This is a genomic window from Wenjunlia tyrosinilytica (genome assembly GCF_014646055.1).
GTDB lineage: Bacteria > Actinomycetota > Actinomycetes > Streptomycetales > Streptomycetaceae > Wenjunlia > Wenjunlia tyrosinilytica.
The window spans coordinates 116,202-130,510 of record NZ_BMMS01000011.1; the positions used below are offsets into that span (position 1 = coordinate 116,202).

General features: G+C 73.8%; 10 protein-coding genes. 2 read left to right on the plus strand and 8 right to left on the minus strand.

Annotated elements, in window-relative coordinates; translation table 11 throughout:
* The first annotated feature begins 87 nt into the window (after window positions 1–87).
* Window positions 88–1,560 carry an MDR family MFS transporter gene (locus tag IEY86_RS14355; RefSeq protein ID WP_229698417.1) on the plus strand — a complete coding sequence of 491 codons (1,473 nt, stop codon included), beginning with the start codon at window positions 88–90 and terminating at the stop codon, window positions 1,558–1,560.
* A 97-nt stretch (window positions 1,561–1,657) separates the two neighbouring features.
* Window positions 1,658–2,929, plus strand: a complete 1,272-nt coding sequence (locus IEY86_RS14360; RefSeq protein ID WP_189132047.1) for a nucleotide sugar dehydrogenase — start codon at window positions 1,658–1,660, stop codon at window positions 2,927–2,929.
* Window positions 2,930–3,004: 75 nt separating this feature from the next.
* Here the strand turns inward: IEY86_RS14360 and IEY86_RS14365 are convergent, their stop codons facing one another.
* The 8 genes from IEY86_RS14365 to IEY86_RS14400 form a co-directional block, all read right to left on the minus strand.
* A complete protein-coding gene (locus IEY86_RS14365) occupies window positions 3,005–4,042 on the minus strand; it encodes a coiled-coil domain-containing protein (protein WP_189132048.1) in 1,038 nt (345 codons plus the stop codon).
* A 77-nt stretch (window positions 4,043–4,119) separates the two neighbouring features.
* Window positions 4,120–5,187, minus strand: coding sequence for an LCP family protein (locus IEY86_RS14370; RefSeq protein WP_189132049.1), 1,068 nt, complete (start codon window positions 5,185–5,187; stop codon window positions 4,120–4,122).
* A 159-nt stretch (window positions 5,188–5,346) separates the two neighbouring features.
* Window positions 5,347–8,184 carry an SUKH-4 family immunity protein gene (locus tag IEY86_RS14375; protein ID WP_189132050.1) on the minus strand — a complete coding sequence of 946 codons (2,838 nt, stop codon included), beginning with the start codon at window positions 8,182–8,184 and terminating at the stop codon, window positions 5,347–5,349.
* A gap of 40 nt (window positions 8,185–8,224) precedes the next feature.
* Window positions 8,225–9,232, minus strand: coding sequence for an SMI1/KNR4 family protein (locus tag IEY86_RS14380; protein WP_189132051.1), 1,008 nt, complete (start codon window positions 9,230–9,232; stop codon window positions 8,225–8,227).
* Window positions 9,233–9,604: 372 nt separating this feature from the next.
* The gene (locus IEY86_RS14385; protein WP_189132052.1) at window positions 9,605–10,729 is read right to left on the minus strand and encodes a DegT/DnrJ/EryC1/StrS family aminotransferase; all 1,125 of its coding nucleotides are present in this window, start codon (window positions 10,727–10,729) and stop codon (window positions 9,605–9,607) included.
* Window positions 10,722–11,876, minus strand: coding sequence for a DegT/DnrJ/EryC1/StrS family aminotransferase (locus tag IEY86_RS14390; RefSeq protein ID WP_229698418.1), 1,155 nt, complete (start codon window positions 11,874–11,876; stop codon window positions 10,722–10,724). The genes IEY86_RS14385 and IEY86_RS14390 overlap by 8 nt, the downstream gene beginning before the upstream one ends.
* Window positions 11,873–12,859, minus strand: a complete 987-nt coding sequence (locus IEY86_RS14395) for an NAD-dependent epimerase/dehydratase family protein (protein ID WP_189132053.1) — start codon at window positions 12,857–12,859, stop codon at window positions 11,873–11,875. The genes IEY86_RS14390 and IEY86_RS14395 overlap by 4 nt, the downstream gene beginning before the upstream one ends.
* Complete coding sequence (locus IEY86_RS14400; protein ID WP_229698419.1) at window positions 12,856–14,022, minus strand: Gfo/Idh/MocA family protein; 1,167 nt, start codon at window positions 14,020–14,022, stop codon at window positions 12,856–12,858. Before IEY86_RS14400 ends, IEY86_RS14395 begins: the two co-directional genes overlap by 4 nt.
* Window positions 14,023–14,309: the final 287 nt, after the last annotated feature.

Sequence of the window (14,309 nt, forward strand, 5' to 3'; positions counted from 1 at the left end):
GCCACGACTTCCCCGGCCAGGTCCCCGGCCAGGACTTCCCCGCCCCAAGCTCCCCCACCCAGGCGCGGCCTGCTCGTCCTCGCGCTCATGCTCACCATGGCGCTCGCCGCCGTGGACACCACCATCGTCTCCACCGCGGTTCCCCAGATCGTCTCCGACCTCGGCGGCTTCACCGTCTTCAGCTGGGTCTTCAGCGCCTACCTGCTGGCGCAGACCGTCACCATCCCCGTCTACGGCAAGCTCGCCGACCTCTACGGCCGCAAGCCGGTCCTCGTCGCCGGAACCCTGATCTTCCTGCTCGGCTCGGCGCTGTGCGCCGCCGCGTGGGACATGCCGAGCCTCATCGTCTTCCGTGCGGTGCAGGGGCTCGGAGCGGGCTCGATCCAGGCCACCGTGCTGACCGTCGCCGCCGACCTGTACCCGCTCAAGGAACGCGGCCGCATCCAGGCGGCGCTGTCCACGGTGTGGGGAGTGGCGGCGGTCGGCGGCCCCTCGGTGGGCGGCGCGTTCGCGGCCTACGCCACCTGGCGGTGGATCTTCCTCATCAACCTTCCCCTCGGGGCGGTCGCGCTCGCCCTCATCGCCCGCCATCTGCACGAACGGGTGGACCGCGGCAGAATCCGTATCGACTGGCTGGGCGCGGGGCTCATGCTCGGCGCGGGCGTCACCCTCATCCTCGCCCTGGTGCAGGGCGGCACCGCCTGGCCCTGGCTCTCCCTGCCCAGCATGGGACTTCTGGGAGCGGCGGTCCTGCTCACCGCCGCCACCGTGGCGGTGGAACGGCGGGCGCCCGAGCCGGTCATGCCACCGTGGATATGGACCCGCCGGGTGCTGGCAGGGGTCAACCTCTCCGGGCTGTGCATCGGCGTCATCATGATCGGCCCCAGTGTCTTCCTGCCGGTGTACGCGCAGGAGGTGCTGGGCCTGGGGCCGATCGCCGCCGGACTGGTGATGGCCACGATGACCATGTCCTGGCCGGTGGCCGCGGCCTTCTGCAACCGGGCCTATCTGCGCATCGGCTTCCGCGACACCGGGCTCGTCGGCGCCGCCGTGGCCTGCGCCGCCGTCGTCTGGGTGCTCCTGCTGCCCTACCGGCCGCCGCTGTGGCACGTGGTGGGGGCGACCCTGCTGCTCGGCGCCGGCATGGGGCTGTTCTCGCCCAGCATGGTCATCGGTGCGCAGCAGACGGTCGGCCAGTGGCAGCGCGGCACGGTCACCGCGGCCGTGGTGTTCTCCCGCTACCTCGGCCAGAGCGTCGGCGCGGCGCTGCTGGGCGCGATCTCCAACGCCGCTCTGCGCGGACGGCTCGACGACGCCCCGGCGGCGCTGCGCGGGCAGCTGCCCGACCGCATCGACGACATCGGACGCGGGCTCGGACCCGAATCGCACCTCAGCCCGGCCGCCGCCGACTACCTGCGGCACGCCCTCGACACGGCCACCCACCATGTCTACCTGGGCGTGGCCGCCGGTTGCGGCGCGGCGGTGCTGCTGCTCGCCCTGGTGCTGCCGAGGAAGTTCCCCACGCCTGCGCCAAACGAGACCGGCGCGGTGCCCGACTGACCTACGCTGACTGGTGTTCGCGGCTTCTGGGGAGAGCGCCGCGGACGACCTTTTCGGCTGGGGTTCCCCCGCTGGGGGAAAGGGGGGTGGGACGCGCATGCGCGTGGTCATCGCTGGTCAGGGTTACGTCGGATTACCGCTCGCCGTACGCGCCGCGGAGGCGGGGCACGACGTCGTCGGCTACGACGTGGACGACAGACGGATCAAACGGCTCGCCGTCGGCGAGTCCTATGTGGAGGACATCCCGGCCGAACGGCTGGCGCCGGTCCTCACCTGCGGGGCGTACCGGCCGAGCATCGAGGCGAGGGACTGCGCGGGCTTCGACATCGCGGTGATCACCGTGCCGACGCCGCTGCGCGACGGAGTGCCCGACCTGTCGTTCATCGAGTCGTCCGCCCGCCTGCTCGCGCGCTATCTGCGCCCGGGCGCCACCGTGGTGCTGGAGTCCACCACCTATCCGGGCACCACGCAGGAGCTCCTGGGGCCGCTGCTGGAGGAGGGTTCGGGCCTGGTGCCCGGCCGGGACTTCCACCTGGGTTACAGCCCCGAGCGCATCGACCCGGGCAACCCGACCTGGCGCCTGGAGAACACGCCGAAGGTCGTCTCCGGCATCGACGGCCCGTCCCTGGAGGCGGTCCGCGACTTCTACGCCTCGCTCGTGGAGACGGTCGTGCCCGTCTCCACCTGCAAGGAGGCCGAGCTGACCAAGCTGCTGGAGAACACCTTCCGGCATGTGAACATCGCGCTCGTCAATGAACTGGCCATGTTCGCCCACGACCTGGACATCGATGTGTGGGAGGCCATCGACGCGGCCTCCACCAAGCCGTTCGGGTACATGCGGTTCACGCCGGGTCCCGGGGTGGGCGGGCACTGCCTGCCCATCGACCCGTCGTACCTGTCGTGGCGGGTCGAGCGGACGCTGGGCCGCAGCTTCCGCTTCGTGGAGCTGGCCAACGACGTCAACAGCCATATGCCCGACTACGTCGTCAGGCGGCTCGCCGAGAGCTTCAACGAGAGGCGCAGGTCCGTCAACGGCTCCCGGGTGCTCCTGCTGGGCCTGGCCTACAAGGCGAACACCGGCGACGCCAGGGAGACCCCGGCCGCGCGGATCGCATCGCTTCTCGCCCGGATGGGCGCCGAGGTACGGGCCGCGGACCCTCATGTGGTGGCCGGGGTGCACTCGGGCGAAGGCGGGGCGCTCGCGGAGGTGGTCCGTGTCGAGGCGACCAAGGAGGAACTGACGGCCGCGGACGCGGTGGTGCTGCTGGCCGACCACAGCGAGTTCGACTACGAGGCGGTGGTGGCGCACTCCTCGTTCGTCCTGGACTGCCGAAGGAGGCTGAGCGGGGCCAACGTCGAGGTGCTGTAGTCGGCGCCCGGCCCCCGCGCCGGGCTCGTCGCCGCGCCGCTGGGCGCCGGGATCGGGGCCGGGCTCGCCGGCGGCTCAGCCGTCGGCGGCCTGCCCGCCGGCGGCCCGACCGTCCCGCCGGCCCTCTTCGGCGTCGTCCGGCCCGAGGCCGCCGTCGTCGTAGTCGCCGCAGTCGTAGTCGTCGTAGTCGCCGTCGTAGTCGTCGTAGTCGTCGTAGTCGTCGTAGTCGTCGATGACGGACGAACCGGTCACGGCGGCCAGGCTGCTGCGGACGTGGGCCAGATGCGCCCTGATCTGCTCGCGGCGCTCGTCCTGGTCGCGCTTGTTCCGCTGGGCGTCCTGGTGGATTCTGTCCGCCTCGGCGTTGGCCTCGGCGAGGAGCGCCCGCGCGCGGGCGCTCGCCTGCTCGGCGGACTGCCGGCTCGACCGCTCCGCGCGTTCGCGTGCCTGCTGGGCCTCCTCCAACGTGGCGTTGGCGTGGTCGAGCAGGCCGTTCACGCGGCGCCGCACCCGGCCCTCCCGCTCGGACAGCTCCTGCTCGAAGGCCTGCTCGCGCTGTTTGCGGGCCGCCTCCAGCTCGGCCAGGGTGACGGCTATGCGCTCCCGTATCGCCGCCGCGTCCCGCTCGGCCTTCCCGCGCGCCTCGGCCGCCTCCGCCATGGCCTCCTCGCGCAGCGCCCGCCCCTGCCCGTTGGCCGCGTCGAGCATCTGGCGCGCCCGCTCCTCGGCGGCCTCCCGTGCCCGCTGGGCCTCGGCCGCGGCCTCGGCGTAGAGGCGTCTGCCCTCCCGTTCGGCCCCGTCCCGCTCGGCCTCACCGGCGGCGACGGCGGCATCGCGCACCTGCCGCGCCTCCTCCTCGACCAGGCCCAGGAGGGTACGGGCGCGCTCACCGAGCTCGCCGAAGGTGGGCGGGGCATGCGACTCGGCCTTGCGGCGCAGCGCCTCCAGCTCGGCCTCCGCCTCGTCGGCCAGCGCGGTCAGCCGCGCCAACCGCTCCCGCGCCGACTCCCGTTCGCCCGCGAGCACCTCCAGCACCCGGTGCACCTGCTCTGGGCGGTAGCCGCGGCCGCGGACGGTGCCGAACTCGTCCCGCGATGAGGCCGTCGAACCCATGCTCATGTCCCCTTGTCGTCGCCCCCTTCCTCCTACCCAGGCCGGGCGGCCCGCCCACCCCGGAGCCGGGGGCGCGTTCAGGCCAAGCGGGGCGGAAGCCGCCGGTCGCCGCGCATCGCGTCGAACAGCGCCTCCGCCCGCGCCCTGTCCCACAGCACGACATCGCCGACGCCCGCCGCTGTGGCCGCCGCGTTGCCCACGGGGACCGTACGGGCACCCCCGCCGACCGCTCCGCGCAGGCCGAGCACCAGCCGGGAGACATCCATGGCGCCGCTGCCCTCGTCCACGGTGGCGGCCTCCAGGACCGAGCCGACCAGGGGGTAGAGGAGGAAAGGATTGAACACCAGCGACGGCTGCGCCGCGGTGTCGGCCAGTCCGGAGAGCAGCCGCCGCTGCCGTCCGACCCGGCCGAGATCGCCCTCGGGGTCGAAATAGCGCGCCCGTACGAACGCCAGGGCCTGCCCGCCGTCGAGCGTGCGGCAGCCCTTGGCCAGACGGGCTCCCGACCGGCTGTCGTGGATCGCCTCGCTCAGGCAGGTACGGACGCCTCCCACGGCGTCCACCACGGAGACGAACCCGGAGAAGTCGATCTCGGCGTAGTGGTGGAGCCGCAGGCCGGTCGCCTCCTCCACCGTCCGGGTGAGCAGGAGGGGGCCGCCGAGCGCGAAGGCGGCGTTGGCCTTGTTGTACTGGACGGGGTGGCGGCGCCCCGTGCGGTCGGTGAAGGCCGGGATCCGCACATAGGAGTCGCGCGGCAGGCTGACCAGCTCAGGTCCGGAGTCGCCGTCGTGGAGCAGCATGATCGTGTCGGTGCGGCCGCCGTCGGCCGCGTGGCCCACATGGAGCCGCCTGCGCTGCTCGGCGGACAGGTCGGTGCGGCTGTCGGACCCGACGATCAGCCAGTTGACGCCCGCGCCGGAGGGAGGGCGGCCCGCGTACTCGGCCAGGGCGGGGACCCTGTGCAGCCGCCCGTCCGCCCAGTCCCGGCCCATGACGCAGACCACCGAGGCGAGCAGGACCAGTCCCGACGCCCCGGCCGCGATCCGGCGCGCCCACGGCGAACGCGGCCGCCGCCGGCGGGACGGCGGCCGGACGGTGCTCAGGGGCCGCGCCCCCGCCCCCGGCTGCTCCTTCGCTTCACTCATGGACTGACCCGTGGACTGATCCATGGTCAGAAATTGAACAGAGGGCGGCGGGCCGTCATGGTCGACGACCCGCCGCCCTTCGAGGGAAACGGAAGGACTGGACGCTCCTCGGACCGCCCCCGGACTCTCCCCGGACGGTCCGGGGCTCTGCTCGGGCCCCTAGAGCAGCCCGTCCCACATCTGTTCGAGCAGGACCGCCCACCAGTTGTCCGGCGAGGACAGCGAAGGGGGATCGAGCGCGGCCAGCTGCGCCTGGAAGTCGACCGTCCAGCGGCCCGCCTGGTCCGGTGTCAGGCCCACCCTCAGCCGCCACATACGGCCGAGCAGGGCAAGGCAGCGCACGAACTCCGGCAGTCCGCTGTTGACGAACTGCGGCACGGCGGGGTGCCCGCCAGGGTCCGCCTCCAGGGGCACGGCGACTATCGCCGCCGTCCCGTACTGGACGCACAGCTGGCGGCCGAAGTCATTGCCCATGACCAGGTAGGAGGCGGCGTCCGGGCCCGGCTGGAGACCGCGCTCCACCGCCAGCTCGGCGAGCGTCGGCACCGGGCGGCCCGGCTGCGCCTGCGCCCAGAAGAACGGGCCGAAGTCGACCGGCAGCCCGGCCCACACCAGCGTGGTGGCGACCGCCTCCGGCACTCCGGCACGTGAGACCGCGCGCTGGTCGAACCGGAACACCCCTTGCGGGCCGAATGCCTGAGCGAGCTCATGCGCGATGCCGTCGGGGGCGATCGGGGGGATCTGCTGCACCTGGTGGGGGTGCGGCAGCGGGACCCGCTGCGGACGGGGACGGGCGGGACCGCCCGCCACCTGGTGCAGCTCGCCCTGGTGCTCCATCAGATGGTTGACGCCCTGCTGGCGCGAGGCGTGGTCACGGCCGTACGGCGCGGTGTGGCTGATCCGCACCGACGGCCAGGACTCATGGATCATGCGCGAGCAGTAGCCGCCGGGCAGATCGCACGACTCGAGCTCGGTGTGCAGCTCCAGCACCTGCTGCGGAGGAACGTTCAGCGCACGCAGCTCATGCAGGATCTGCCACTCCGGGTGCGGGGTGCCGGGCGCGCTGCGCCGGATGATCTGCTGTTCCGAGCCGTCGGGCGCGCGGTAGCGCAGCACGGCCATGTAACCCGGCCCCACGGTGGGCACCCCCGGCTGCACGGGATGCGGTTGAGGAGCCATCGGCCGACCGGGGACGGGCTGGCCGGGCACCGGCCGACCCGGAATGTGCTGGCCCGGTACCTGCTGGCCGGGCACCGGCTGGCCGGGAAAGTGCTGTCCCGGCACCTGCTGGCCGACCGGCGGCGCGGGCGGCTGCCCGCCGTGCGCGAACGCGCCCGGTGGAGGAGGCGGCGGAGGCGGTGCGCCCTGGCCCGCCGGTGGATGCGCGAGCACCGTCGGGGCCGCGTGGCCGCCGGAGGGGTCGCCCGGTCCCGGTCCCGGTGGCGCGGGTGCCGGTCCGGGCGGGGGCGGGACGTGGCCCCCTTCGCCCGGACCGACCGGAGGCATGAGCCGCGTCGGGACATAGCCGCCCGCACCGGCGCCGGGAGGAGCCGACGGATCCGGCACGGCAGTGCCGTGCCCGGGTGTGCGGGACGCCTTGGCCGTCTCCTCGTCGGCGACGGAGGAGGGGTTCTGCCAGCCGTGCGGGGCGGGCGGAGGCGGAGGAGGCGCGCCGTGGCCGGAGGGCGGAGGCGTCTGCCCGGACGGCGGGGCGAACATCGTCGGCGCCGCGTGAGCGTCCGCGGCGTCACCCGCGCCGGGCTGCGGGCCCGGCTGCGGGTAGGCGTAGCCGCCACCGCCCTGCGACGGCTGGGGCTGTCCCTGCGGGTACGGCTGTCCCTGCGGATACGGCCGGCCCTGCGGCTGCGGCTCCTCCTGGGCCGCCCGCTTCTTGCGCCTGCCGAGCAGACCGCGCTTGGGCGCGGGCTCCGGGGCGGGGGGCGGCGTCCGGCCCTGGCCCGGGATCGCGAACCCGTCGTCGCCCGGCGGGGCGAACAGCGTCGGCGCCGCAGCGGGGGCATCGCCGTCCGAGGGCTGCGCCGACTGCCAGGGCCGGCCGGACTGCGGCTGCGCGCCCTGCGGCTGCGCGCCCTGCGGCTGCGCGCCCTGCGGCGGACCGTCCTGCGGGTCCTCGCCACCGGTGGGCAGCGGAGAGGTGATCTTCAGGGGCGGCGGGCCGTCGGGGTCCCTGCTGCCGGCGGGCAGCAGTTCCGTGCGGGCCTCCGAGCCGGGTGGGGCGTCCTCGGGCTCCGCGGGGGTGGAGTCCCGCACGTCCTCCGGAACGATCGGCGGAGCGAACACGGTCGGCGGCGGCGCCACGGAACCGGCTCCGACGCTGTCGTTGGTGTCCGCGCCGTCCCAGGGCGTCGCGGACGAGGGCCCGGCCGACGGCTCCGGCGAGGGCGAGGGCCCGGGCGCGGGCCCGGCCTCGGGTGCCGCCGTGGGCACGGCCGCGTCGTCGACCGGCGCCGATGCGGAGGAGGACGGCGGCGTGGACGTCGGCCGCGTGGAGGCCGCCTGGGGCGTGGACGCCGGAGGAGCGGACGTGCCGAACCCGGCCCGCCCCGCGGACTCCGACTGCTCCTGCGGCTCGGAGGAGGAGGAGGAGGACTTGGTGCCGTTGGGGATCCCCGCCGCGTCCGCCGCGTCCTGGAGCCACTGCGGCGGGCTCAGCAGGAAGGACGTCGCCTCCAGGTCGGTGCGCTTGGGCCGCTCGGGGGCTGGCGCGGCGGAGGCGGCGGTGCCGTACTCCTCCTCGTACCGGCGCACGACCTCACCGATCGGCAGCCCCGGCCACAGCGTGGCCTCGCCGCTGTCGCGGGCGATCACCAGGCGCACCTGGCCGTCGTCGGACTGCGGCCCGTCCTGGCGGTCCACTGCCCAGCACACGAAGCCGAGGTCGAACTCGCGCACCCGCACCTCGCGGCGCTGGTACGACGGCACCTCACCGTTGACCCACTGCTCGGCGCGCTCCTGCGCCTGCGCGAACGTCACCAAAGCAGTACTCCTTTGTTCGCGTGTGTGTCGCTCACGGGGTTCACTCCCCCACCTGGACGGCGTACGCGAAGCCGCCGTCCACCATCAGATTGGCCACGGTCTCCAGCTCAGGGGGGTTCCCGGCCAGCCGCAGCAGGAAGGCGTCCAGGTCGTCGCCGCACGGCAGCAGCAGTTCCTCCGTCCGCTGCTGGACGGAGCGCCCGTCGTGGTCGCGTGCGTCGTCGTGGGCGCAGAACCACACCGTGCCCTTGCCCTCGCCCTTCACCTTGACGGCGAGGATCCCGCCCTGGACGTAGCCGATGGCCAGGTAGTCCTTGGTCAGATGGTCACGCAGGCACTTGTTGGCGTACACGAGGTCGTTGACGGCGGCCTCGTCGCGGACGGTGAAGAACGGCTGGTCGAGCAGGAGGCCGAGCTCCGGGTCGAGCGCCACCCCGACGGGGGCGCAGCCGCCCGCCGCCTTGAGGAAGGTCCGGTAGGCGCCGGGCAGCCGGTAGCCGAGGTCCTCCTCGACGCCGAGGACCTGCTCCTCGGTCACCGCCACCGGGTCCTTGGGCAGGGCGAAGTGGACGGGGCGCTGGTCCTGGAGCGGGCGGGTGCCGCGCTTGGCGTGGTCGGCGGTCGAGGTGGCCAGGCCGCCGTGGTGGCGCAGCAGGCTCTTGACCTCGACGGGGATGAGCTCCAGGCCGCGGGTGTTGGCGACGTGGTGCCAGGTCCAGCCGTGCGGGGTGGCGACCTCCGGGAGGTTCCGCCACAGTTCGTGGCCGGAGCGGGCGAGGGCGACATTGGCGGACACGTAGTCGGTCAGGCGCATCTCGTCGACGCCGAAGCCCTCGGGCGGCTCGGCGATCTCGGCGGCCGCCCGGGCGTAGGGCGAGAAGTCCGGGATGCCGTCCTCGTCCACCTGCACCCCTTGGGGGTGGCGGGCTGCGCGGACCGGGTCCGGGAAGTGCACGACCTGCCCGGCGTAGGCCGCGTTGGGCGGCGTCCCTTCTCCGGGCAACGGTCCTCCGGGCGTGGCCGGAGCACCGGGCCGACCTGTCGTCATTGCGGTTGCCCCCTGCTGGATGACACTGTTGGGCCACAGCCTATGGGGTCGCGCGACGGTCGGACGCCCTGCGTCCGGGTCGGTCCGGGCTCACGCCCGTCAGCTCATGTCACCGCCTGTCGGCTCGTGCCGCCGCGCCCGGTTGGCCTCGGGCGGTTCTCCACCCGCCCGGTGACGGTGTCCACTGACGAGGTCCACCGGTTCGCCGTGAACACCACCGGCTCCTCACCGGCGGACGGAGCGGGGACGCTCCGGCGCAGGGTCGAGCATTCCGCTCGCCCGGCGTGAAGCAAAGGGACTCGACAGGGACATGGCGCAGGGACGTGACGCAGTGACATGGCGGCGGCCGGACAGGCCCGGCCACGGACAGGCTCAGATCATGACCGCCTTTCCCAGCGCCTCCGCCACCCGCAGCTGCTGCGCCTCGGTGATCTGCGGGAACAACGGCAGCGTCAGCAGCTCGCCCGCGGCGCGCTCGGTGACCGGGTAGCGGCCCCGCGCGGTCGAGGGCCCTGCGAACGCGGGCTGCCGGTGCACCGGCACCGGATAGTGCACGCCCGCGCCGATCCCCGCCGCGTGGAGCGCTGTCAGCACCTCGTCACGGCGTTCCACCCGCACGGCGTACAGGTGCCAGACGTGCTCATTGCCCGGAAGAGTGCTCGGCGGGCGTATCCCCTCGGCACCGCGGAGCAGGGCGTCGTAGCGGGCGGCGGCGGCCCGGCGGGCGGCGTTCCAGGCCGGGAGGCGGCGCAGCTTGGCCCTCAGCACCACCGCCTGGAGCGCGTCCAGGCGGGAGTTGAAACCGAACCGCTCGTGCACGTACTTCTGCCGCGAACCGTGGTCGCCCATCATGCGCACGGCCCGCTCCACCGCCTCGTCGCCGGTGAGGACCGCCCCCGCGTCGCCGTAGGCGCCGAGGTTCTTGCCCGGGTAGAAGCTCGTGGCCGCCGCCCGGCCCCAGCTCCCGGCGGCGCGCCCCTCCTGACGGGCGCCCTGGGCCTGGGCCGCGTCCTCCACCACCGGCAGCCCGTGGGCCTGCGCCAGCTCCAGCAGCGGCCCCATGGGGGCGAGTTGCCCATTGAGGTGCACGGGCAGCACGGCGGCCACGCCCGGGTCCTCCTCCAGGGCCGCGCGCACGGCCTCGGGGTCCATCAGCAGACACTCGTCGTCGACGTCGACCAGCACCGGCCGCAGCCCTGCCCGCACCACGGCCTCGACCGTGGCGACGAAGGTGTTCGCCGGGCAGACGACCCCGCCGCCGGCCGGCAGGTCCAGGGCGCGCAGGGCCAACTCCAGGGCGTCCGTGCCATTGCCCGCGCCCACGCAGGCCCGCACCCCGCAGAACCGAGCGAACTCCCGCTCGAAGGCGTCGACTTCGGGGCCCTTGAGGAACCCCGTGGAGTCCACCACCCGCGCCCAGCCCTCGCGCACCTCGTCGGCGACCTCGGCGTGCGCCGCCGCCAGGTCCACCAGCGGGATCCGGTCGTCCTCAGGCATCGCCGCCCCCCGACCCCTCCACGGTGCCCGCGGTCTCGAACAGCGCCTCGACCACGCGGTCCTGCTGCTCGGCGGTGAGCGAGTGGAACAGCGGCAGCGTCAGCGAGTGCCCGGTCAGCCGCTCGGTGTGCGGCAACGGGACCCGCTCGCTCCCGGCGTAGGGCGGCTCCAGATGGGCGGCCATGATGCCGCGCCGCGCGGAGATCCCCCGCGCCGCCAGATGAGCCAGCACCCCGTTGCGCGGCATCGGGTGGCCGCGGCCCAACAGCAGCCAGCACGACTGGTAGTTGGTCGTGCCGTGCGCCGGATCCCCGACCAGTCGGGCCCCGGGGAGCCCCTTGAGGAGCTCGCGGTACCGCTCCGCCAGTTCCCTGCGCCTGGCCACCATCGCGGGCAGTTTGCGCAATTGCACCAGCCCCACCGCGGCCTGGATGTCGGTCATCCGGTAGTTGAAGCCCACCTCGCCGTAGCTCTCCGGCACCGCGCTGCCGGAGGCGTGCCGCTCGGCGGCGCCGACGCTCATCCCGTGCTCGCGCAGCCGCCGCAGCCGCGCCGCGACCGCCCCGTCGTCGCACGTGACCATGCCGCCCTCGCCGGTGGTGAGCACCTTGCGCGGGTGGAACGAGAACGCGGCCAGCCGCGCCCCCGCCCCCACCGGCCCGCCCCGGTAGGTGCTTCCGGCCCCGCAGGCGGCGTCCTCCACGACGGCGATGCCGCGCGGCTCGCACAGCGCCCGCACCCCGTCGAGGTCGACGGGCACCCCGCCCTGGTCGACGACGATCACCGCCCGGGTGCGGGCGGTCAGCAGCGGCTCGACGGAACCGGCCGTCAGATTGCCGCTCTCCTCGTCCACGTCGGCGAAGACCGGCACCGCGCCGACGTACCGCACCGCGTTGGCGGTGGCGATGAACGACAGGGAGGGCACCACGACCTCGTCGCCCTCACCGACCCCCGCCGCGACCAGGCACAGGTGCAGGGCGGCGGTGCAGGACGAGACCGCCACCGCGTGCCGCACCCCCAGCGCCTGCGCGAAGGCCCGTTCGAACCGCTCCACCCGGGGGCCCTGGGCCACCCACCCGGAGCGCACGGCCTCCGCCGCGGCCTCGGCCTCCTCCTGGCCGAGCCACGGCACCATGACGGGGATCACCGCGCCTCCCGCCACCAGGCCACGAGCCGGCGCAGCCCCTCGTCGAGGCCGATCTCGGGCTTCCAGGCCAGCTCCGCCTCGGCCCGGGAGATGTCGGCCAGGCGGCGTGTCACGCCGTTGACCGCGCGCTCCGGGCCGTGCTCGACCGGCAGATCGCAGTCCATCGCCCTCAGCAGCGCCTCGGCCAGACCCAGCAGCGACACCTCCGTACCGGTGGCGATGTTGTAGACGGTGTCCGTCACCGGGGCCCCGGCCGCCGCCAGATTGGCGCGGGCGATGTCCTCGGTGTACACGAAGTCCATCGTCTGGCTGCCGTCACCGAAGACCAGCGGCGGCTTCCCCTGCTCGATCCGCTCCATCCAGCGGATCAGCACCTCGGTGTAGAGGCCGTGCACATCCATCCTCGGCCCGTACACGTTGAAGTAGCGCAGTGCCACGTAGTCCAGGCCGTACATGGCGTGGAAGCTGCGCAGCAGGCCCTCGTTGAAGGTCTTGGCCGCGCCGTACAGCGTGTCGTTGGCCCACGGCGACTGCGTCTCGGGGGTGGGGAAGGTGTCCGCCAGCCCGTACACCGACGCGGAGGACGAGGCCACGACCTTGCCGACTCCCGCCTCCACCGCCGCCTCCAGCACGTCGAAGGTGCCGTCCACCAGCACTTCCAGCGCCAGCCTCGGCTCCTCGGCGCACTGGGTGATGCGGATGGCCGCGAGATGGAAGACCACGTCGGTGCCGTCCATCAGGCCCCGCAGCAGCCCCCGGTCGCGGATGTCGCCCTTGACCGTGCGCAGCCGTGCCCCGGCCGAGCCCTTTGCCTCCGAGCGCTTCGCCTCCGACAGATTCCGCAGGCGCCCGCGCACGAAGCTGTCGAGGACGACGACCTCGCGGGCGCCCGCGTCGAGCAGCTGGTCCACCACCGTGGAGCCGATCGTCCCGGCGCCCCCGGTGACCAGGCACCGGCTCCCCGACAGGCTCACGCTCCTCACAGCGCACCACCTCCGGCCGAAGCGGCACGGCCGGCCGCAACGGCGGGAGAGGCGGGACCAGCGGTCCCGGCAACCGCGGCCGCGCCGACCGCCGGGGCCGCCAACGGGGCCCCGCCGGGGACCCGCGGGAGCCGGCCGCCCGTGACCGGCACGGTCAGCCCGCCCTCCTCCAGGCTGCGGGTCGCCGCGTGCAGCAGCGACAGCACCCGCGCCCCGGCCCGCCCGTCGGTCAGCGGCGTCCTGCCCCGCAGGATCGAGGCCGCGAACTCCTGCGTCATCGCCAGCAGCGCCTCGTGCTCCGGCAGCGCGGGAGCCACCATGTCGCCGACGCGGTAGGCCACCAGCGCCCGGTGCCTGATGTCCTCGGTCATCCGGTCGGGCGGGGTCAGATCCACCCCGCGGTCGTAGACGGTCAGCCTCTGCTGGGGATTGAGGTCGTCCCACAGCACCGTGCGCCGCGAGCCGCCGATGATCGTGGTGCGCACCTTCGTCGGCGACAGCCAGTTGACATGGCAGTGCGCCAGCGCGCCGCTGGACAGATGCACCGTCAGATAGGCCACGCAGGAGCGGCCCGCGCCGATCGGATCGGCCGCCTGCGCGCTGACCCCGACCGGCTCCACCCCGTCCGGCAGCACGAAGTCCAGGATGGACAGGTCGTGCGGCGCCAGGTCCCACAGCACATCGACGTCCGGCTGCACCAGCCCGAGGTTGATCCGCACCGAGTCGAAGAACTGGACGTCCCCCAGGTCCCCCGACCTGATCAGCTCCCTGATCCGGCGCACCACCGGCGTGTAGCAGAACGTGTGGTCGCACATGAGCACAAGGCCGCGGTCGTCGGCCACGCGCACCAGCTCGAGCGCGTCCTCGATCCGCGTGGTGATCGGCTTCTCCACCAGGACGTGCTTACCGGCCTCCAGGGCCGCCCTGGCCAGCCGGTAATGGCTGCCCGCCGGCGTCGCGATCAGCACCGCGCGCACCGCCGGATCGTCCAGCACTTCGTCGAACGACTCCGTCGCCCTCACCGTGCTGTACGGGCCGAGCACCCGTGCGGCCCTGTCCAGGTCCAGATCGCACAGCCAGCGGACCGAGAACTCCGGCACCGCTTGGGCGTTCCTGATCAGGTTCGGACCCCAGTAGCCCGCGCCGATGACGGCGATCCCCACGGGCTCCGCGGATCCAGGTCCATGACTGTCCAATAATGGCATGGCTGACATCGCTCACTACCCCCCAGCCCTCATCCCTCCCCGGCCGGACGAGGCCGGCACGGCAGGAGGGGAACCCACGGCCGGACTCCCCTTCCGGTCCGCGGGCATGTCGAGTTCCTGAGAAAGAACGCTAGCGGGCACCGCCGACAACCGAGGGAGAATCACACAAACACGCGCTGTCACACAGAGCGGGGAAGACCTGTGACGCGCCGCTCAATCCACCCTGCGGGAGCACCCCGGTCTTC